Below are 19454 nucleotides of genomic sequence, written 5' to 3'. Positions count from 1 at the left end.
GCATAGCGCATAGGACGCACAGCCGCCAGTCTTTCGAGCATCACCGGCAGCCATCCCCAAGTCTCGTCATTTCTTTGACAGTCCGGGTTAGTCGTAGCCCGCGCTCACCGTCTTCGATTTGCCATCCCAAGGCTCTCAATGTGTCACGTAGGTGGTCGGCTTGGTCCCAATCCCTGTTGGCGCGCGCCTTCTCGCGCTGCTCGGCCAAGGCAGCAATGTCTGCCGGGATATCCAGCTTGTCCGGCTGCCAATCGGGCAGTCGTAACCCAAGTACCGAATCGAAGCTGTCAACGGTGGCCCGTCGCGTGGCCGGGGGCAATCGCTCCTCACCAGATCCCACAGCACGGCTAGTGCGCGCGGCAGATTCAGATCCTGATTGACCTCAGCGTTGAACCGGGCGACAAAACGCTCATCCGCCGTACCACCGGTGGGCCAACTCGAATAGACGTTGCGTAGCCGGTCGAGCGCGACCTTTGCGGCTTCAAGCGCTTCCCAGTTGAAACGCAGGGAGCTTCGATAGTGCGCCGTCAAGCACAGGTAGCGATACGCCAGCGGATCGACTCCGCGGTCGACCAGTGTCTGCAGGCGGAGGAAGTCACCGCCCGCCTTGGACATTTTCGTAGCGTCCAGTGTAAGGAAATGGCCGTGCATCCAGAAGTTGGCGAGCCGGGTACCGTGCGCGGCTTGCGTCTGCGCGATTTCGTTGCTGTGATGCACGGCGATGTGGTCTTCACCTCCGCAGTGGATATCGAACCAGGACCCCAGATACCTGGCCGACATCGCCGAGCACTCGATGTGCCAGCCGGGAAAGCCGCGTCCCCAAGGGCTGTCCCATTCCATCTGCCGCCGGGAATCAGCCGGGCTGAGTTTCCATAGCGCGAAATCCGTGGCGCGCTTTTTCTCGCCTAGTGCAACCCGCTTGCCGGCTTGCAGGCCCTCATGGTCGAGGCGAGCCAGAAAGCCGTAATCGTCCTGCTTGCTGGTGTCGAAGTACAGGCCATCTGCGGTCTGGTAGGTGTAACCGGCGCGTTCAAGGGTGACAATGAAGGCAACCTGATCCGCGATATGGTCGGTTGCGCGGCACCAGACCGAAGGCTCCAGCAAGTTGAGCGCTCGCCAGTCGGCCAGGAAAGCCTCTGTATAACGCTCGGCGATCGCCCATGCCGACTCTCCCGTTCGCCGGCTTCCTTTCTCCATCTTGTCTTCGCCGTCATCGGCATCGGAGACCAGATGGCCAACATCGGTGATATTGACGACGTGCTGCACGGCGTAGCCGTTTAGCATCAGGACGCGCCGGAGCACGTCTTCGAACATGTAGGTCCGCAGATTGCCGATATGCGCGTGGTCGTACACCGTAGGCCCGCAGCAATACAGGCCGACGTGATCGGGTTGTATCGGCTTGAAGGGGCGCACGGCGCGCGACCAGGTGTCATACAGGAAAAGTGGCATCGGAATTTTCGCGTAGTGGAGCGATCGGAAAAACAAAAAGGCCACCGGTTTCGCAACGGGTGGCCAGTTGAGGCTTGGACGTGACGCAGATTGGCGCGCTAGACGCAAGCTCCCCCTGGCAGGCCGTGACAGCATGCGTGGACAACGCGGAAGGAGGAATGGTCGTAAGCGAGCATGAAAGGCATGTTAGAGCCTGCCGCTCCGTAGGTCAATGTCAGTGAGCGGCCGCTTTCGAGAGCCACTGTCGAGTGACGGCTTGTGGCCGAACCCGGAAGTTCGTCGTCGGTCGGTGACCCGCGGTCCTCCCGTGGTGCCGAGCTTCCGCAGTCGACCTGGAGCGGTCCTCCGCATTTCTCCAGAACGGACATCCATGCGCTGCGGGTCAGTTGCAGTCCGATCAACAGCATCGCCGAAACCCTCCGGTCAAAATTGGTTGACCCATAAAAAGCGTTCAATAAACTGAGATCCCTTTTGCGCCATGCGCATAAAGGGGACCCTTCATGCCTAGCCTTCCCACTCTCGGACTCTTTTCAGGGGCCTGTATCGCGCTTACGATGACTCCGGTCCGGATATGCTACTCATAGCATCTAGAAGCGTTGCTCAGGGGCGATCTGCTGGCTTTGCGTCGCTTGCCGGAATTTTGGCTGGAACCTATTGTCACGCAATGCTTGCAGCGTTTGGCTTGTCCCGGTTGTTTCTCGCAGTTCCGATAGCCTAGATGTCGTCCGTTTCGCCGGAGCCACCTACCTACTCTACCTTGCTTGGAAAACCCTTCGCGCGTTCCCCATACCGACTTCACCCGCCGCAAGCGAAGCTCGTTTTCCCATTCGAAAGATTTTCAGTGAGGGCTTGCTGACCAATTTGCTGAATCCGAAGATGGCGTTGTTCGTCCTTGCGCTGTTCCCGCAATTTGTGCGACCCCAAGATGGGGCAGTCGCCTTTCAGATCTTGACGCTTGCGACCGTGCTTAACCTCATCGGTCTGATTGTGAACGGTGTCGTCATACTTTCTGCAAGTCAACTTAGCGAGCGGTGGGCACGCCGACGCCGCCAGTCCCGAGTCCCGCAATACCTGCTTGCGCCAGTTTTTGCCGGATTGGCGGCGAGACTTGCTGTCGCGAGCCGGAAGTGAACGTCGAAACGAAAAGGAGCGCTTCGCTACGGCCCAGCAATTGTCGACGATCTAAGCGACTCAATTGAATGTCCCAAACTGGCCGCACCTTGCCTATCGCGATCGGTGCCAGTTGAGCCATAGCGATCAATCGATGCACATGCGGCGGCCGGTGCATAATTCCCACGGATAACTGATCCTGAGACAGGAATGAATTCGCCCATGATATTCGAAACGGCCGAAACGACGATGTGGCGACTGGTACAGCTTTATACAGGTCGCGCCGGATACCAGCGAGGCGTGAAAGCCGAAGGACTATCGGCGAGCCCTCCGGTCATCGACTGCTCGGGATGGACAGGATTGCTTCTCACGAAAGCAATGCAAGCGGAAAACGACGCAGCTGGCCGCGCAGTGTTCGGGGCCGCCGACATGCAGGCTGTGCAGACGTGGTCAGAACGGATCATCCACGAGATTGAGATCCGGACGGAGTTCATTCTTGAAGGGCAAGAGATCACTGCCATCAGCCTCCCGCGTTGCGCCGCCATTGGGCTGAAAATGGGAGAGCCTGCCTGGGCGAGTAACCATCCTCGTCCACGAGGCATCACGCACATTGTTCAGGTCGTTCGTCGCCCGGAGGACGATGCGCCGTTTGTCTCCGAATCCTTCGGTGGTCCGGTCTCACCCGGAATAAGTCTCACACCGCTCGGGGAGTGGCTCGCCCTTTCACAGCCGCATCTCTGCGCCGGCGAAATGTGAGCCGTCGACCCGTTCCTGTTGGCCTCAAAAAATTGAACGACCGTCTCAAACGTCTCGCCGCGACGAACGTGGTCTACCGGGTCCCAACAGGTCTCAAGAAATAACCGAGCTCATCAGCCAATCGCGCGCTATCTTTGTGCATAAAGTTGGGCGTTCTAGTGTCGGGAAGTATCCGCAACCCTGAAACGACTCAAAGCGGGCATGTGGCATCAGCCTGGCGATGCGAGTCCCGACCTCGACAGGAACGAACTGGTCCGCCTCGCCCCATATCAGCAGCGTTGGAACCTTGCTGGCAGTAGACAGCGTTTGCCAATGATCGGCGCGAGTCAGCGTTGCGTCAGACTGCCGTGCGAACGTGTCGGCGCCAGTATCACGCGCCATGCGGATGAAGGCCGCTCGTGAAGCTATGTCGTCAGCAGGGATCGCGTTATTTGCAAACTCCGCGATGACATCTTCGTGTTCGCCGCGACGAATCCTGAGGCTGGTCTCTCGGACTACGCTTGGGTTCGGGTGAGTACCTGGCTGACAGTTCATCAGCCAGAGTCCGCTAACTCGCTCAGGCGCCCTTGCCAGTACCTCCATTGCAAGGCATCCACCATAGGCCGTCCCCGCCAGTATGAAGCTCCCGGATGTGGAAGCTAACAATGCTTCGGCACTGTCGCCGAAAGTCTTCCGGTCTAGCACCTGGACAGAGGGTGAAACGAGATCTTTTAGCCCGTCAAGCTGATCGGCGTAAAGTCTTCCGTCGCAGGGCATGGCGGGCAGGAAAATCATCGGCAGCGACATGCTCAATCACGGGTTTTGGTGGGTGAATAGTCTAACTGAGGGACGAGTGTGAACGCCTGAAAGTGGCCGGACAGAGCCTGACGCGGTCGGCATAAATTGCCCGGCCGCGCTTATCTAGATGCCTCAGAATTGGTCGTTCACGATCGCAATCGTGAAGCCGTCCCACCCTTTGCTACCAACCGTTTGCAGAGCAGTGGCGGTCAGGCGAGGTTCATCGGCGATCATATCGAAGAAGCCGCGAACACCCTGCACCCGCGGGTCCATGCTGTCAGCATCTGTAATAGCTCCGTCTCGTACAACATTGTCACCGATGATGACCGTCCCGGAATGCGACAGCCTGAGTGCCCATCCAAGATATGCAGGATTATTCTGTTTGTCCGCGTCAAGAAAAATGAGATCAAAGGGGTCTTCAGCAGGAAGCTTTGCGAGACTCTCCAGTGCCGGAGCAACATGCAGTTCCACGACGCTGGCAAGCCCGGCCATTTCGATATTTGATCGCGCCATTTTGGCGTGTGCTGCATCTGCCTCAAGCGTGACGACTTTGCCGTCATCAGGCAATGCACGAGCGAGCCAGATGGTGCTATATCCACCGAGGGTCCCGATTTCGAGCACGCGACGCGCGCTAATCATTCGCGCGAAGATATGCAGCAGTTTCCCTTGGTTGGGCGCGACATCATGCGGCGGCAGATTCGCAGCGGTGTTCGCGGAAAGGACGTTCTTCAAAGCAGAATCAGAAGGCACAAGCCGATCGACAATGTATTCATCAACACGAGTCCATGCAGACTGCATCTTTAACACTCCCGGCAGATGTCATTTGAAGAAATCCCTCGAGATTGTCGACGATGTAGGCAATGCCGTCGAGTGTCCCTTGATGGCCGACTGCTGCCGTATGCGATCGGCCCTACTCGACCCTGTAGTCGCACGTTAGAAAAGCGGGCATCCAACGCGGCGATTCAAATTCCCTTTAAAGAGGACACGGCCGAACATGCCACACTTTCCAAGTGGGCCGGCTAACGCCGTCTACCGCCTTTCCCCAGTGCCGGGCCGCTTGCCCGGATACCCTGAAAGGCGACACCACTTCGCTGCGCGTGTGATGCGCGAGCAATCCAGCGGAAGTCGCGGATGAACAGGTGACCGAATGTCCGTGACAGACGTTCGAGGATCAGGTCATCGCTCCGCGTTTCCAGATTGGGACACGATTCACCATGCCATGACATCGCCCGACGTAATCCATGTCGTCGTCGATATCGTATTCGACTGGATGAGTATCACCGCCGCCATGCTGATCCTGCATCGCCTTGGATGGTGGTCGTCGCCCGCGATCGTTGCATGGGTCGGTAACCGGCAGCGTGCGCTCGGCAACCTGCTGCACGACGCCGCGCACCGCAATCTTGCCCGCTCATGTCGCCTCAATGATGCCCTCGCACGCCTCTTCATCGAACCGGCGCTCTTCAACAGTCTTGCGCTGTATCGTGAGCTCCACGCCCGCCATCATGCGTGGCTGGGCGACCCGGCGCGCGATCCTGACTACATCGCCGTTCGTCCGAATCCGGCCGACCGCTGGTGGCAACCGTTTTTCAAGGTTCTGCTCGCGCCAGCGGCCTGGTTGAGCTCGACGTTCGGACACCTGCATCTGTCGAGGCTCAGCTGGATGCAGCGCTTCGGCATGGTCGGATGGTGGGCCGCCGTACTGGGTGCCGTGGCGCTTGTATGGGGCGTTCATGCGGCGGCCCTTTTCTTCGGCATATGGATGCTGGCGAGAGCCACCGTCTTTCACGCGATCACGACGTTTCGTGAGTTGTGCGACCACTTTGGTCTGGAGCAAGGTGGGATCTTCGGTTACACACGCGACGTTTCTTCCCGCAGCCTATGGCGACGGATCATTCACCCGCGCAACAACGGCTACCACCTCACGCATCACCTGATGCCGTCGATTCCCTATCACCGCCTCGCACACGCGCAACGCGAGCTGCTGGCATTGCCTGTCTTCGCCGGCGCGGCCAGAGTCTGCCACGCGTATTTTTCCGGCGCTGATGCAGCCGTGCGTGAATGGGAAGTCCATGGAGGCGACAATGTTGCAGCGTAATCTCGGGGCGGTTCACGTGGCTGCACTGCTGGTCTCGGCAAGCTACGGTGTTGCATTCCTGCTCGGCTCCGGCGAAATGGCACTCCATGCCGGTATGGCGGGCAGTCTGTATGCGATCGTCACCGCACTGGGCATGCTCGCGCTCGCGCTGGCCGCACCCACGCTCTGGCGGGGACGCGAACTCATCTGGGACGTGTTGGGCGAGCGTTACGGTCCCGTCGTGCGCAAGCTCGTCGCGCTGCTCTCGCTCGTCTGGATGTCTGGCGTGCTGGCCGCCCAGATTCATGGCGGTATCGCCGTGCTAGTCGCGACGGGACTGCCGGCAACCCATGCACTGGCGGTGATCGCCGCGGCGCTGCTGGTCATGTCCTCCATCGAACTCGGCATGGCCGCAGCGCTCTTCGCGTGCTGCCTGCTGGCTATGAACATCGCGCTCCTGCATGCGCTTGTCGCATCGCACGGCCTGACCGTGTACGTTCACGCGTGGACGTCCTTCATCCAGGAGACACGCGCCGCGCCAGGCGCTGAAACACTGGTGACCATCGCGGCAGTCGGCTTTCTGGTCGTCACGGGATCGGACTATCAACAGTTTGTCGTCTCAGCGCGCCGACCGCGAGACGGGTGGCTCGGCTGCGTACTTGCGAGCCTCTTCCTCATGGTGACCGGGTTTCTCCCGGCCGCAACAGTCGTCGCAGCGTTTCATGCCGGCAAGCTGTCCGGCCTGACGGACACCGCGAGCGCGATCCCGTGGATCATGCTGCAAACGAGTGGGGCGATGGGATCGGTTTGCATCGGCGTCATCCTGCTTTCTGCTCTCGGATCAGGGACCGCGATCACGCGCGCGATGTCATCGGCGCTTGAGGGCCTGCATGCCTGTGACGGTCGTTACGGCTATGCGTCGCGCCTGCTGATCGTCGCCATTGGCTGCGCAATCGCGACGGATGGTCAGGCGATTCTGTCGACCATCGTTTCGCTGAACATCGTCTACGTTGCGGCCGTCGGGTTGCTGTTCCTCTTGCACGAGAGTGGTCGACAGGTCCCCCCGCGCTGCGCATCAGCGATGTTGCTGTCTGGCGCCATCGTTTCCCTGCTCGTTTCGGCAATGAACTGGACCGGTATCGGCAATCTGCCCGGTTGGCTCCCGCTTCCGGCGGGGCTGCTCGCCTCCGCCTGTGTGCCGGTCGCATGGCAGTTCGCGTCGTTTCTCCGGCGCGTGCGGCCATAGAATCGCCTGGCGACCCGAACCCGCCCCGATCGTGCTTCTGCGTGTTAGCCAAGTAGCGGCCAACCGGCACCATCAAACGGTCGACAAGCCTGCCAAGCCGAGGCCCACAACGTGGCGGGTGATCGCAGTTTTCACAGTGACGCGATCACTGCCTGGATCACGCGAGTCGCAGGCAGCGCCGCGACCATCCTGATCGCGTCTACTGCCTCCTAAAAAATGCCGGCGACGAGCGGTAGGATAACGGCGACCGGAAGCGTCGACGCAAAGCATCGCGTCGGCGCGTCGCAATGCTCCGTCAACTCGCGCGCGCATCCCTCGAGACCGGCTGAACCAGGCTTCGCCGCGCCGCTGCCATGACCAGTGCGCTGATCGTCGCGAGCGGCTCGTGCTCCTGCTCCCAGTGATGCCAGTAAAGATCGATCATCAGGTCATGCCCGGGGGCGAGTGCAACCAGTCTGCCGCCACTGATCAGCGGTTCGGCCTGCATGGCGGGAACCAGCCCGTAACCGAGGTCGTCCAGGATCGCATTGAGCAACGCCGCTGGCGAAGGAAAATAGTGTCGGGGGTACCGGCCGATCGTCACCCCGAAATGCAACCCGAAAAACACATCGTGCAGGGCATCCTTCCGGTCAAACAGGATGGCTTTGGCCTCGAGCACGCCCGGCAAGGTCAGGCCACCGGCGAAATGTTCGCGGGCGAATCCGGGTGTGGCGACACACTGATAGCGCATCTGTCCGCCCGGCTCCGCCACGAAACGATCGACAACCGGTTCCGGTTGCGTGGACAGGAAGCCCTTGACGTCGCCGCGCGCCAGTGCCTCGAGCGTATGGTCCTGATCGTCCACGACGATCTCAAGCGCCACATGGTGTTGCGCCAGCTCACGCGTGACTGGCTCGAACCAGGTGGCAAGCGAATCGGCATTGACGGCAAGGGCCAGCGCTGTTGTCAACGCCCTCCCCGGCGTGACACGCCGCAGCAGGTCATCTTCCTGCAGCCGGACCGCCATGAAATGACGAAACACGTCTTCGCCCGCTTTCGTCGGCATCACCGTCGGTTCGCGGACCAGGAGCAGCGCCCCGATCGACTGTTCGAGCCGCTTCACGCGGCGCGTCGCTGCAGCAGAGGAGATATTCAGCGCGACCGCCGCCTGCGTGAAACTGCGATGTTCGACCACTGCGGCAAACGTCTCCAGCTCGATCATGTTCAACATCGCGCCCACTTTCATGAAAGCGCGTTTCGTCAACGTTCCGCAACAATGTCTGGTGCGGAGGGACCTGAATAGAGATAGCCTTGGAGGCACGTCGCCCCGCACTCCCGCGCCTGTTGCGCGTCGTCCTCAGTCTCGATGCCTTCGACGATGACGCTCGCCGCGTAAGTCTTCGCGAACTGGATAAGCGGACGCAGACCCAGGGGATTTCGGGTGCCGCCTCCCTGTCTCAGGCAACGCAGATCGATCTTGACGATATCGACGCCAAGCTCGATCAAGGCGATCAGATTGTTGTGGGCTTTCCCCAGGTCATCCAGTGCCATCTGGCAGCCGAGAGCCTGGAACGTCCTGACGAAGTTCCGCGCCTCTGTCGTCGAAGTCATTGCGGCTGTTTCCGTAATCTCGATCGTCAGCCTCGAAGCAAGGCATCTGTCTGCATGCAACTGTGAAGCGATAGGTGTCCACCACGCATCGAGTGTGGCGCTATGCGCGGACACATTACATCCGAGTCGGAGCGCAGGATTGCGGCGCAATGCGGCGATCGTCGAGTCGACGACCCATTCGTCGAGTCGCCTCACCATCCCCAGGCGCTCAACAGCCCCCACGAGACTACCGATACGGATGCGCTGGCCGTTCCTCATCTCGCAAAGCAGTAGCTCGTAATACATCACATCTTGCGAATCGCCGGCGGCGCGGACGGGTTCCCGATCGAAATCGAGCCTTTTCTCCTCGAGTGCCGCGAAGACGGCAGCTGCGACCACCATATCGGCCCTGTACCGCTCACACCAGTGATGGCCCGCAGTTGCCAGGTTTGCCGCATCGATGAAATCCTGAAATGGTTGATACCCGGAGCGCATCGCTGACGCGCGTACTACAGGCATGATAACCGCGTCTCCCAGTGGCACGGCGTGCGCGCCAAGTACCTTGCCTACCCGGTGCTCGATGATGGGCCCGCATAACTCCTCCGACGCGTTGCCCTTGTAGGACAGGCAGGAAAGGTCGAAGATAAAAACGATATGCGCACCGGTTGTTGCAACGGTAGCCCTCCCTGATCGTGAGAGCGCCCGGGCCCGCTCATAGACGGCATGCCGCACGGCAAGCGCAGTCGACTCGCCATAAACCTGCTCGATCTCGCGCAGGTTTACGATCGTGGCGACGACGCAGAGCTCCCCGACCAATCCGGCAGGCGCCGCCTGCGCGTCGGTTCGAGCGGGCATCGACCACTGGTAAGAACGTGGACGATCTTCCGTCTGTCGCTGATCATCGAACCTCTCCTTCCGCGCGCCGCACTTACTATCACCGTCTTCCCGCCCGGCAGGCAGAATCGATGCGGATCTGGGCAGCTCATGAGCAGGATTTTCGGACGGCTCCATAACCACCTCGGTATGCTAAACATCCACACGTACTTTTCGCTGCACGCCTCGGGCATACGAAACTTCAGCGATGCGCATGGCAGGCCTCTCTGTATCGGGTGGGAAAATGCACCATTTTCCGTTTCGGTGTCGAAAAAAGAACATCGCCTTCGACCCGCTTCCATTGTCTGCGACGACGCACACATATCGCCCCCTGCTGGATCGTCCGTAGTGGCTGACCCGAAACCCTCTCTTCGGGTCGGGCGCCAACCAATCCTCCACCATATTTCTCAACGACATTCCCACAATCGTCATAACTTCCTCATCCACTGTAAAGGTCTCAGCCTGATCGATGAAGGCTTCAATTTCTCAAATAGTGTCGGTAGTAGTAAGATATTCGAGCTTCAGAGCGGTACCATTCAGGGGTGTCACTGGGGCCTCATGGGAGCGGAGGATCTCGGTGGCGGATTCAAGGCTGTATCCAGTTACAGCTTCAATTCCAACAACGGCAAGCTCGATCCGGGTGGCCTGATGTTTGGTCTTAAGGAGTGGATCGGCATTGCATCAGACCCGATTCGGTACAGTTACTCTCGCTCGACAGTACGATTCTGTCGTCAGCTATCTTGCTGAAACGACGTCAAATGATACGTCGGGTGGCGGCATCTTCTCCCATCCGTACGACAACGACGTATTGCCCATATTATCGTTGCCGGTGGGTTGCTCCCTGAGGCTGCGTATCTACACGCAAACAACCAGTCGTTGACTGCGGGCGACGCAATCGGCAACAATCCCGCCGCCGATGAAACCTTTCTAGGTGGCAGGCTTCGTATCTTCGGCGCGGGGCAACCTACACGTTCGGTTCGGCTAACGTTGGCATTTCATATTCGAATATCTATGTAGCCGACCCGCTCTCGTCAGGATACATCGGCAAGATTGCCGAACAGCATTGTGATTGGTTACGCGCTGTAGGCCCCTTCAGTGCACTCTGTTTAGTCGCCGACTGACAGCACCCGGTCCGCGGCGAAGATCTGCGCACCGGGGCCAAACACGAATCTGTTTCACGCGAATAACGCTCGCCGGATAGGAGTAGCGGCGGTGATAAAAAGCCCTAAAAGCGCATGACGTGCAATCCGCACTGCACTCAGGCACAGAATTAAGGGGCGCGCTCACGCGAGCCTCTCGCATGAGCCGTAGCTTTATCCTCAATCAGAATACTGCCTGGCCGGAGTCGGGCCTGGGTCTCGCATTCCGTCATGCTTTTCAGCCGACCTGCGACCGTAGCAGTTCACTGTGGTGAGCGAAGATGAAATCCGCTTACCGCCATCCGACGCACATGCGACTCGTCTACCTCCACGCCCAATCCCGCTCTTTCCGGAAGATGCACTACCCCCTTTCGCACAAGTGAAGAAAAATCGGTCGGGTCCTCGGCGAGGCGTAACGTTGACATAAAGGCATGGCCGACGTCGACGAGATTCCCTATGGTTACGGCGTGCTGCAGTGACGCGGCTTGCGTGACGCCGAATTCAATCATCGAATTCATGTAGCAGCGAATCCCAAACGCCTGGGCCACTGCCGCAATGCGCTGAGCACGCAAAGGGCCTCCATTTTTGCTGCTCTTAACACTAAAGACACTAGCGGCACCGACGCTTCCGATCCGCGCCGCATGCGAGAGTCCAGCTACCGCTTCGTCCGCTGAGATCGCAAGCCTGCTGTCCCTCGCCAACGACGCCGCTCCCTCCAGATCAGACTTCTCCAACGGCTGTTCGACGAACGCAAGCCGGGAGCCACTAACTCCTTTCAGGAACTCACGAGCTTCCTCGCGGTTCCAGCCTTCGTTAGCGTCGGCGATCAGCGTTATACGGCTCCCGTAACGCGCCTCTAGGTCTGCCACCCGTTGTATCTCGCTACGTATTGGCGACGTACCCATCTTTAACATGAAGCTTGAGAATCCTTGCTCAATCCGCTGGTCGATCACGCGGATGTCTTCCTCGGGCGTACCATTGCTGAGCGGCCAAAGCACTGGAAGTGACTCCCGCAGCGCCCCGCCCAGTAGCGTTGCAACGGGGACACGGAGCCGCTTGCCGAGTATATCGAGCAGAGCCATCGTCACGGCCCCTTTGGCGCTGAGGTGTCCGGCGAGCCGTGTATCGAGTTCCTCGTCGATGCAACCGGGGGTGGGAGCCGAAGATCCCATGACTGCAGGCAGCAGTGTTTCCTTTAGGGCACGTGCAGCATCGCTGGCCGTGCCTCCAGTAAAGGTATCGTAAGGATTGGCCTCGCCCCAGCCCTCAACGCCATCGGCGTCCGTCAGTTTGAGCAATACGGCGCGTGTTGACACCAGTGTTCCTTCGGACAGCTTGTATGGGGTAACAAGCGCCGCCTCAATTTCGAACACCTCGGCTGCGACGACCCGTGCCATCGCATTAACGTCGGATCCATCTCGCATCACATTTCCTGGAAAAGGTCACAGACAGAAGATTAGTCATCTGCAGATCCGCAGGCGCTGTTTCTTCTATCATATTTAATTACTGCGCTTAGCACCTGGTAGAAGTGCCGGTTTCATTGGCAGATGCCCAAAGCACGCATGAAAGTGGGGTGGCCCGCGCCAATCGCCTTTTGCGAAATATCAGCAAAGGTGATTATTCCCAGTACGGGAAGCTTTGGATCCACTTCATGGTCGATTTGATCTCCCGGAAATGATTCGAATCGGCCTAAGCAACCAAATCCTACGTCGTTTCAACGGGTCAAACCACATCCGCCAACCCATCATTAATCTTCCGGTGTAGATGGCTTCATACTTCTCCTACTAGAGATAACTAGGTTTCGTTGCTCGTGCGTTGGTCCACTTCGTCAAATCTCACCTCCGCGAGACAGGTCATCAAGCTTGACGCATTCCCCGCCCGGGCTTGGTGTACGGCCTCAACGATCTTGTTCTGCTGTGCCGGAAGGGCGACAAGGCGTGTCGCCGTCTTGAACTTCGACTCGAGCTCCTGCCAGGTGACATGCTCGCCCTTGCCCTTCGGAGCAGTATCTCCAGAGGTAAACGTTCCGCTACCACACGTGATAGCCACGCGCGATAGCGTTTGCTGCGGATATAACGCTTCAATATCTGCGCTACACGACAGCAAAACTTTTCGAGCGAGAGCAGATATCTCGTCGCGGTTCAGAGCCCCCCCACTGAGTGGCAGCAAGGCCTGCGGCCCGAAAAAAGCTACGAGTGCGAGACAGTAGGGGATGCTGTATTGGATGTCCGGTAGATTTTGGGGCTCACACCTGTTTTCAAGACGCATTGCGTCGTCGTAAATTTCGACCTTAATTTCTTGAATATCTGGCGCTTTGATTTTGTTCTTTGCCATTAACTCCTGCAGCGCATCCAGCGGACCATGGATGTGTCGGCAACAGGAATAGAATTTGAAATAGCTATCCCTGATGCGTGGACCGGAACGAATAACTTCGTCGAGATCAACTGGAAACTTGTAATGACGAACACTATCGAGAATATTTCGTGGTCCGGTCATTCCCTTCTGAGCCGCCTCCAAGGCATTTAGGCCAGTTACGACAGACCAAGGAATCCCCTCCTTTACGTCACTGCCTTCGGGGGGCGGGTCATGGGGCGCAGGAGCACTCAAAAACGCGCAGTTCGGCGCCGCTTCCCCCGCAATTGCAAGTGCGTGCGCCAATACACGTCTGCCGATGTCACGGAGCGCGCCCGCTGTCGCGACTACAGCATAGGGGGCCCAAGTTCCGGTCGTACCATACGATGTGCGCGCGGAAGCGATCGTCGCACCGACTTGGTAGCCGATAACGATGGCTCGCACGATTTCGTCGAATGTCGCGCCGACTTCATGGGCCACGGCGAAAGCGGTGGGAATAACCGCCGCTCCGAGATGGCCGCGCGCCACTGCATCCCCGTCGTCAAGATCGAGCGCCGAAGCGGCTGCGCTGTTCGCCCAAGCGGCTCCAATGACGGAACTGGCGGCGCCTGCGAACCAGATCGGTGCGCGCCCTGGCGGAAAGGTTTCCAGAGCTAAGTCGCGGGTGACGACCGCGATCTGCTCATAGATGCCTGCTCCAGCCGCACTCATGAGATCAAAAATACGCATTATGGCGACATCCGAAACGTGTTGCGGAACAGGCCTGTCTCGAGCCTCTTCGACATAGGATGCGAACAGGTCGACGACTGTAGTGTGCGGGTCCCGACATGCCACCGGCGACTTCATAGCTGCTTCCTCTTCATAGGGTCCTTCCTCGTATCATGGACGGCTCTTAGAGATTTCTCTCCCGAACCTTCTTCGCTTTGCTCAATGAGATCGTTCCTGCTTCCATTGTGCGAGATCTCTCCGCAGAAGTTGCGCGGGTGTGCAGTAATCTCGATAAATAGTCGCTTTTGGTCCCAAGCACGCGAAACTCCACGTTGGAATTTGCGGGAAATTTCAGGGAGTCACGATCTGATACTGAAAATACTTTTTGGCAATCTTGCTAAGCGTGCCATCCTGTTTCAAGGAGGCGATAGCCTCGTTAAGACGAGCTTTGAGCTCCGGATCCTGCTTGCGGACGCCGAAAGCAACTCCGCGGCCGAATATCTTCTCATCGGTCAGTGGCGGGCCAACCAGCGCAAACCCTTTGCCTTCGGGCTTCTTCAGAAAACTGTCCTCCGCGCTTTGCTGCGATTGCAAGGCAGCATCAATTCGACCGGCAGCCAAGTCCGCGAATACCTGGCTTTGACTTGGATATGTGACGACCACAGCGCCAGCCGGCGCCCACTTCTGTTCCGCGTAGTATTGCTGCGTTCCACCTTGTTGCACACCGACGCGCTTACCTTTGAGCGATTCTGCATCCGGTAAGATGTGACTCTCCGAGCGCGCCACCAGGCGGATCGGGGACGCATAAATGACGGATGTGAAATCAATTGCTTTTTCGCGCTGTTCTGTGTCCCACATGGCCGAATTGATGGCGTCAAATTTCCGCGCCTCAAGAGCGGGAATGAGGCCATCGAACGAATTTTCAATCCATTTGCATTTGACCTGCAGTCTCGCGCAAACGGCATTGCCAAGGTCAATATCGAAACCTGCCAATTCTCCGCTGGACAGCTTATATTCAAACGGCGGATAGTCTGCCTCAACGCCGAAGCGCAGAGTATCTGCGGCGCACGCAGAAGACGCCAGCAAGCAAAGCACAGTGGAGGCTACCAGTTGTCTCATCTCCGCCCCTTCCTTTATAGATCGAATTTGTGATTGGTTAAGCTATTCATTTAAAACATACGGCTTTTCGGTAGTACTTTTGGCTCAGTGTTAGCCGCCCGGCGACGTAACGAAGGTCAAGAAGCCTCCTCCCCGCCAATCCGATAAGGCACCCCGATTACAACACCCGGAGCGGAAGCAGACGTCCATCCGAACTATGGGAACAATCGCGAAGATGCCCTGGAGTTGAATGCAAGCAACGAAAATAACTGCCGAGAGAATGACGCGTTTGCCCTAATCTATCAGGCTCTCGCGTGGTCTCCAGCGCCTACACATAAATCGTACACTTCGTTAGATGGGTTCGGAATGCGGATAAATGGGCCAACTATGCGAATTTGAGATAGGCCAGCGATGGGCGGGCGGCGGCCGTTAACGCTCACCTGGCCGAAGTCCGCCGGACTCCTCGCTCGACCGACTGTGGGATCACCGTCACTTCCGTCAAGTCACCATCCAGCGTTACCGGCTGAGGGAGAAAAGCAGAGCGCAGGTCACCCACGTGCAGCCTTTAAAAAGTGCGAGATAGCAACTGGAAGTGCATGACGTTCTCAGGCGTGCCCCAATCGAGGTCTTTACCGCTCGCATTAGGCCGTACGAAGACGGCTCAATCGGTTCGACTCGCTACCCGGACGCCAGTCCTCGAGCCTAGGGGCTGTCCAAGCTCCTCAAAACCTTCACGGTCACGAGTAACTGCAACCTCCAAGATCAGGTCATATAAGTACAGGACAGTCCGTGTGGGAGCGCGTCCATCACGCGACCGCCTGAACCTGGATCTCAACCAGAATGGCTTCACCCGCCAAACGCGATTCGACCGTCGCCCGTGCGGGCGGACTCTCCTTGTCGACCCATGCCTCCCATGCTTCATTCATCTCGTCGAAGGTACGAATGTCCCGCAGCCAGATGTTCGCAACCGCGATGCGGGACTTGTCCGTTCCGACGGCCTTCAGATGACTGTCGATCTGGGCAAGGATGTCTTCTGTTTGCTCCCTGACACCCCCGGTAGTGTCTCGGGCGGTCAGACCCGATAGAAACGCAAAGCCATTCACCACCAAAGCTTTGCTCAGCCTTCCAGTAATTCCTTGACGGATTATCATAAAATTCCCTTTTTAAAAATCAGGATTCAGTCGCCGTGAACCTCGTAGATGAAGCGCATCTTCCCGGGTTTGTCGTAACTGCTGTCCTTGTGGTTCGTAGCGATCGCATTGCTGATCGCGGCGTCCTGTTTCAACGTTGCACGTGTTACTCGGCATGGTCGCTAATTGACGCCAACTGCCCAAGTGTAAGAGGTTTTATGGGTGGTCTGATCCGGTAGTAGCCGACGACTTCCGGGGAGACACGACGCTCTCGCGCGATGATCTCCGTGACGGTCAGCCCGCATAGTCGGCCCTGGCAGGGGCCCATACCACATCGATTGAACGCCTTGGTTTGGTTGGGACCAACGCATCCAAGCGCTACCGATTGCCGAATCTCGGCTGCCGTGACCTCCTCGCATCTACAGACCAACACGTCATCTGCCGGAATTCGTGTTCCGTCGCTAGGTCGATATAGCGCATCGAGAAACGGCCGTACGCTAAGATGCCCGGCATGCTCCGAGCGCAAGCTGTCGAGCCGCTTATCAAACTCACGTCTTTCGATCCTGCCGTGACGGCGGCCTATCTCCAGCCCACAGATTTGTCCTTGCGTCGCCGCCGCCTTCGCGCCCGCGATGCCGCCACCATCGCCTGCAACGAAAACGTCTGGCACGTCCAGCTCGAAGACATCGTTGCGGTCCGGAACCCAGCACAGCTGGTTCGTGTCCCAATGATGCGATGCCTGAAGCGACCAAGTGATTTGCGTATTTGGCACGATCCCCTGATGCAGAAGTATCAGTGGAGCATCAATGCGTTGACGCTTCCTGCTCGCTATGAAGGTCAGTGCTGTGGCAACCGGCTCGCCTTCAACCTGCAGCTCTGCTGCGCCTCGGTAGACTGGTACGCGTGCCCTTCTGAGCGCTCGCAACAAGTTGAGGCCTTTCGTCAAGTCGCGCCACCCCAACAGGGCGCTCGACCAATGTTTCGCCGCTCTGAATTTGTCTGCAAGACCAGTCGTCTCGACGAAGGCCCGGATGGGCACGCCCGCACGCAAGTACTGCCAGGCAAGCAGATAGAGTAGTGGTCCACAGCCTGCGAGCACGACCGGCTGCCTAGGTACCGTACCAGATGCTTTCAGCAGAATCTGCGCGGCACCGGCGGTCATTACTCCAGGTGTAGTCCAGCCGACAATCGGAAATGGTCTTTCCATGGCGCCCGTGGCGAGCACAACGTGACGCGCCACCAAGGACTTGCTCTGCCCTTGCTGCGTGTAATGTACCGCATGCTCTCTGCTCACAAACCATACTTGGGCACCGGTTACATGGCGAACATTACTTGCGGACAAAGCCACAGCAATAGTGCTTCCAGACGCGTAGTCCGGCCCGAGCAAGTCAATACGTTTGTCGTCGGCGCGGGTAATAGACCGATAGATCTGGCCGCCGACTGCCATTTGTTCATCAAGCAGCACAACCTTAAGTCCCGCCTGCGCGGCGGTGGTCGCGGCACTCATGCCTGCTGGTCCTGCACCGATAACTACGACATCAACTGATTCTGGCATCATTGACGCTGCCCCTTTCCACCAATCGTGCTTGCTGACTCAGCGGTGAATTCGGCCAGCACCTGCCGCACGCCTTCTTGTGACCGAACGGCCATGCCGTCACGCGCGCTTTCGAGACAGCTCTGGCAGTTCGGAGTCCCGTCGATCTCGACCAGACACTCGAAGCAAACACCCATCATGCAATAGGGTGCCCGCGGGGATCGGCACACAGGCGTACTGCGGAAACGTCGGACACCCGCAGCAAGGAGCGCGGCAGCCAGGTTCATTCCGTCAGGCACCTCATAAGGTACATTGTTGAAGGTAATGCGCACCTTTGGACCTTGCGCAACCGGCAGTTGCTCGAAGAGCGGTTCAGTCGACATGGGAAAAAGATTCATAGGGTTTTCGGAAGCGATCCGCGGCAAACGACTGGAAATTCGGAACTCGCCGTTCGCCGGTTATCCAACCCGCAAGCCGCAGCGCGTGCGCCGCGGCAAGTGTTACCCCGCTATGGCAGCTGATATTGAAGGCCCCGGGACAGCTCGCGGACTCCTCATAGATCGGGAATCCATCCGGAGTCATCACGCGGAGAGCCCCCCATGCCCGCACTAGCCGAACGTCACGAAGCAGTGGAAAAGCTTTCACCCCGCGCATTGCTATTTCCGAGAGCACGTCCGTTGTGACACCGCTATCGAAGCCGACGTTCTCAAGTGAGTCGCCCAACTGGACAGTGCCTTCAATCGTCTGCCGCACTGTGGCGGTGGGGAAGCGAAGGAACGTCGCGACGCGCTCGCTTATGAGGAGTTGACCGCGTATGGGCACGACGGGAGCCTGTAACCCGACCATGGCCGCAAGGTCCTTGTTGCCCAGACCCGCTGCGAGCACTACCCGTGCAGAGCACCAGTGCCCCCGCTGTCCGTGTACAACGAATCCGCCGGGTTGGGAGTCAATGCGCACCACCCTCTCGGAGTTAACGAGGTGTGCTTTGCGGTTGGTCAAGCCTCTTCGTAAGCCGAGCAGTAGCTTTAGCGGATTCACGTGCCCGTCCATTGGCGTATACGTTGCGCCGGCGATGGACCCGCCAATTTCCGGTATCCGGGCCTTCAGGTCCGCGCGGCCGAAAACCTCGAAAGGATAGTCGCCACCGGCGTCGTTCGATAGCCGCAGCAGTTGCTTTACACGCTCCTCGAGCTCGCCATCTGAAAAACACAAATCGAAACCGCCCGGCTGCAGCAACTGCACGTCCACGCCGGTTTCATCGCGCAAGGCGTCGGCGAATGATGGCCAGAGCGCCGCGGATTCCCGGGTCCATGCAGTGTACGCGGGTTGTCCGATACCTTTGCCCTGCACCCAGACCAGGCCGAAGTTGCCCACCGACGCGCCGAACGTGTCGTTCCCCTCGTCAATAACGAGGACTTGAGCGCCCTCGCGGGCGATGCCATAGGCGACAGCAGACCCGACCAGCCCACCGCCGACGACAATCGCATCGTAGAAGCCCGTCAAATGGTGTGTCTTCATACTGCGTCCTTGCCGAAGATAATGATTTCGTGCCGTAGCTCGCCCCTCCTGTATGCGCCTTGCACAGCAGAGAAAAAAGCATCGGCTTTGCCTGAAGCGTCTTCGCTACCAACGAGCCACG

At 58.5% G+C, this 19454-nt stretch carries 15 protein-coding genes and 2 pseudogenes; 5 read left to right on the top strand and 12 right to left on the bottom strand.

What is annotated here, in order from left to right; all coding sequences use genetic code 11:
• Nucleotides 1-40: 40 nt before the first annotated feature.
• Nucleotides 41-1449 (bottom strand): annotated as a pseudogene (gene cysS, locus BJG93_RS34960) (cysteine--tRNA ligase).
• Between the two features lie 500 nt (nucleotides 1450-1949).
• Between cysS and BJG93_RS34955 the strand changes: the two are divergent.
• Nucleotides 1950-2580 (top strand): annotated as a pseudogene (locus BJG93_RS34955) (LysE family translocator).
• A gap of 189 nt (nucleotides 2581-2769) precedes the next feature.
• Nucleotides 2770-3315 carry a hypothetical protein gene (locus BJG93_RS34950; RefSeq protein WP_154677420.1) on the top strand — a complete coding sequence of 182 codons (546 nt, stop codon included), beginning with the start codon at nucleotides 2770-2772 and terminating at the stop codon, nucleotides 3313-3315.
• 93 nt (nucleotides 3316-3408) lie between these two features.
• Here the strand turns inward: BJG93_RS34950 and BJG93_RS34945 are convergent, their stop codons facing one another.
• Both BJG93_RS34945 and BJG93_RS34940 read right to left on the bottom strand, forming a co-directional pair.
• A complete protein-coding gene (locus BJG93_RS34945; protein WP_231337687.1) occupies nucleotides 3409-4101 on the bottom strand; it encodes an alpha/beta fold hydrolase in 693 nt (230 codons plus the stop codon).
• 123 nt (nucleotides 4102-4224) lie between these two features.
• Nucleotides 4225-4890: an O-methyltransferase gene (locus BJG93_RS34940; protein WP_071336786.1), complete on the bottom strand. Its 666-nt coding sequence runs from the start codon at nucleotides 4888-4890 to the stop codon at nucleotides 4225-4227.
• A gap of 421 nt (nucleotides 4891-5311) precedes the next feature.
• Here BJG93_RS34940 and BJG93_RS34935 point away from each other — a divergent pair, with 421 nt between their 5' ends.
• The gene (locus BJG93_RS34935; protein WP_231337686.1) at nucleotides 5312-6187 is read left to right on the top strand and encodes a fatty acid desaturase family protein; all 876 of its coding nucleotides are present in this window, start codon (nucleotides 5312-5314) and stop codon (nucleotides 6185-6187) included.
• Nucleotides 6174-7412 carry an SLC5/6 family protein gene (locus tag BJG93_RS34930; protein ID WP_071336799.1) on the top strand — a complete coding sequence of 413 codons (1239 nt, stop codon included), beginning with the start codon at nucleotides 6174-6176 and terminating at the stop codon, nucleotides 7410-7412. The genes BJG93_RS34935 and BJG93_RS34930 overlap by 14 nt, the downstream gene beginning before the upstream one ends.
• A gap of 295 nt (nucleotides 7413-7707) precedes the next feature.
• On the opposite strand, the gene BJG93_RS34925 is transcribed toward BJG93_RS34930, so the two are convergent.
• Together BJG93_RS34925 and BJG93_RS34920 are read right to left on the bottom strand one after the other, a co-directional pair.
• Nucleotides 7708-8637 carry an HTH-type transcriptional regulator ArgP gene (locus BJG93_RS34925; RefSeq protein ID WP_027193713.1) on the bottom strand — a complete coding sequence of 310 codons (930 nt, stop codon included), beginning with the start codon at nucleotides 8635-8637 and terminating at the stop codon, nucleotides 7708-7710.
• 14 nt (nucleotides 8638-8651) lie between these two features.
• A complete protein-coding gene (locus tag BJG93_RS34920; RefSeq protein ID WP_051374127.1) occupies nucleotides 8652-9992 on the bottom strand; it encodes an EAL domain-containing protein in 1341 nt (446 codons plus the stop codon).
• Nucleotides 9993-10202: 210 nt separating this feature from the next.
• Here BJG93_RS34920 and BJG93_RS34915 point away from each other — a divergent pair, with 210 nt between their 5' ends.
• Nucleotides 10203-10601 carry a porin family protein gene (locus BJG93_RS34915; protein WP_154671658.1) on the top strand — a complete coding sequence of 133 codons (399 nt, stop codon included), beginning with the start codon at nucleotides 10203-10205 and terminating at the stop codon, nucleotides 10599-10601.
• Nucleotides 10602-11256: 655 nt separating this feature from the next.
• On the opposite strand, the gene BJG93_RS34910 is transcribed toward BJG93_RS34915, so the two are convergent.
• From BJG93_RS34910 to BJG93_RS34880, 7 genes are all read right to left on the bottom strand, one after another.
• On the bottom strand, nucleotides 11257-12417 hold the full coding sequence (locus BJG93_RS34910) for an enolase C-terminal domain-like protein (protein WP_027193714.1): 1161 nt from the start codon (nucleotides 12415-12417) through the stop codon (nucleotides 11257-11259).
• Between the two features lie 370 nt (nucleotides 12418-12787).
• The gene (locus BJG93_RS34905) at nucleotides 12788-14191 is read right to left on the bottom strand and encodes an MmgE/PrpD family protein (protein WP_051374128.1); all 1404 of its coding nucleotides are present in this window, start codon (nucleotides 14189-14191) and stop codon (nucleotides 12788-12790) included.
• A 213-nt stretch (nucleotides 14192-14404) separates the two neighbouring features.
• Nucleotides 14405-15172 carry an ABC transporter substrate-binding protein gene (locus BJG93_RS34900; protein ID WP_027193715.1) on the bottom strand — a complete coding sequence of 256 codons (768 nt, stop codon included), beginning with the start codon at nucleotides 15170-15172 and terminating at the stop codon, nucleotides 14405-14407.
• Nucleotides 15173-15957: 785 nt separating this feature from the next.
• Nucleotides 15958-16302 (bottom strand): RidA family protein, encoded by a 345-nt coding sequence (locus BJG93_RS34895; protein WP_027193716.1) that lies wholly within the window; start codon nucleotides 16300-16302, stop codon nucleotides 15958-15960.
• A 145-nt stretch (nucleotides 16303-16447) separates the two neighbouring features.
• Nucleotides 16448-17839 (bottom strand): FAD/NAD(P)-dependent oxidoreductase, encoded by a 1392-nt coding sequence (locus tag BJG93_RS34890; RefSeq protein ID WP_027193717.1) that lies wholly within the window; start codon nucleotides 17837-17839, stop codon nucleotides 16448-16450.
• On the bottom strand, nucleotides 17836-18198 hold the full coding sequence (locus tag BJG93_RS34885; protein ID WP_027193718.1) for a (2Fe-2S)-binding protein: 363 nt from the start codon (nucleotides 18196-18198) through the stop codon (nucleotides 17836-17838). Before BJG93_RS34885 ends, BJG93_RS34890 begins: the two co-directional genes overlap by 4 nt.
• Nucleotides 18188-19333 carry an NAD(P)/FAD-dependent oxidoreductase gene (locus tag BJG93_RS34880; protein WP_027193719.1) on the bottom strand — a complete coding sequence of 382 codons (1146 nt, stop codon included), beginning with the start codon at nucleotides 19331-19333 and terminating at the stop codon, nucleotides 18188-18190. The genes BJG93_RS34885 and BJG93_RS34880 overlap by 11 nt, the downstream gene beginning before the upstream one ends.
• Between the last annotated feature and the right edge of the window lie 121 nt (nucleotides 19334-19454).

This window comes from Paraburkholderia sprentiae WSM5005 (genome assembly GCF_001865575.2).
Taxonomy (GTDB): Bacteria; Pseudomonadota; Gammaproteobacteria; order Burkholderiales; family Burkholderiaceae; genus Paraburkholderia; species Paraburkholderia sprentiae.
The sequence above is the reverse complement of the archived record's forward strand: the minus strand, read 5'-3'. Positions and strand labels throughout refer to the sequence as shown.

Excerpts from the sequence above, each read along its gene's own strand:
- BJG93_RS34910 (WP_027193714.1), bottom strand. The coding sequence starts at position 12,417 with ATGCGAGATGGATCCGACGTTAATGCGATGGCACGGGTCGTCGCAGCC.
- BJG93_RS34935 (WP_231337686.1), top strand. The coding sequence starts at position 5,312 with ATGACATCGCCCGACGTAATCCATGTCGTCGTCGATATCGTATTCGAC.
- BJG93_RS34885 (WP_027193718.1), bottom strand. The coding sequence starts at position 18,198 with ATGTCGACTGAACCGCTCTTCGAGCAACTGCCGGTTGCGCAAGGTCCA.
- BJG93_RS34945 (WP_231337687.1), bottom strand. The coding sequence starts at position 4,101 with ATGTCGCTGCCGATGATTTTCCTGCCCGCCATGCCCTGCGACGGAAGA.
- BJG93_RS34920 (WP_051374127.1), bottom strand. The coding sequence starts at position 9,992 with ATGGAGCCGTCCGAAAATCCTGCTCATGAGCTGCCCAGATCCGCATCG.
- BJG93_RS34940 (WP_071336786.1), bottom strand. The coding sequence starts at position 4,890 with ATGCAGTCTGCATGGACTCGTGTTGATGAATACATTGTCGATCGGCTT.
- BJG93_RS34950 (WP_154677420.1), top strand. The coding sequence starts at position 2,770 with ATGAATTCGCCCATGATATTCGAAACGGCCGAAACGACGATGTGGCGA.
- BJG93_RS34900 (WP_027193715.1), bottom strand. The coding sequence starts at position 15,172 with ATGAGACAACTGGTAGCCTCCACTGTGCTTTGCTTGCTGGCGTCTTCT.
- BJG93_RS34905 (WP_051374128.1), bottom strand. The coding sequence starts at position 14,191 with ATGAAGTCGCCGGTGGCATGTCGGGACCCGCACACTACAGTCGTCGAC.
- BJG93_RS34890 (WP_027193717.1), bottom strand. The coding sequence starts at position 17,839 with ATGATGCCAGAATCAGTTGATGTCGTAGTTATCGGTGCAGGACCAGCA.
- BJG93_RS34880 (WP_027193719.1), bottom strand. The coding sequence starts at position 19,333 with ATGAAGACACACCATTTGACGGGCTTCTACGATGCGATTGTCGTCGGC.
- BJG93_RS34930 (WP_071336799.1), top strand. The coding sequence starts at position 6,174 with ATGTTGCAGCGTAATCTCGGGGCGGTTCACGTGGCTGCACTGCTGGTC.
- BJG93_RS34895 (WP_027193716.1), bottom strand. The coding sequence starts at position 16,302 with ATGATAATCCGTCAAGGAATTACTGGAAGGCTGAGCAAAGCTTTGGTG.
- BJG93_RS34925 (WP_027193713.1), bottom strand. The coding sequence starts at position 8,637 with ATGAAAGTGGGCGCGATGTTGAACATGATCGAGCTGGAGACGTTTGCC.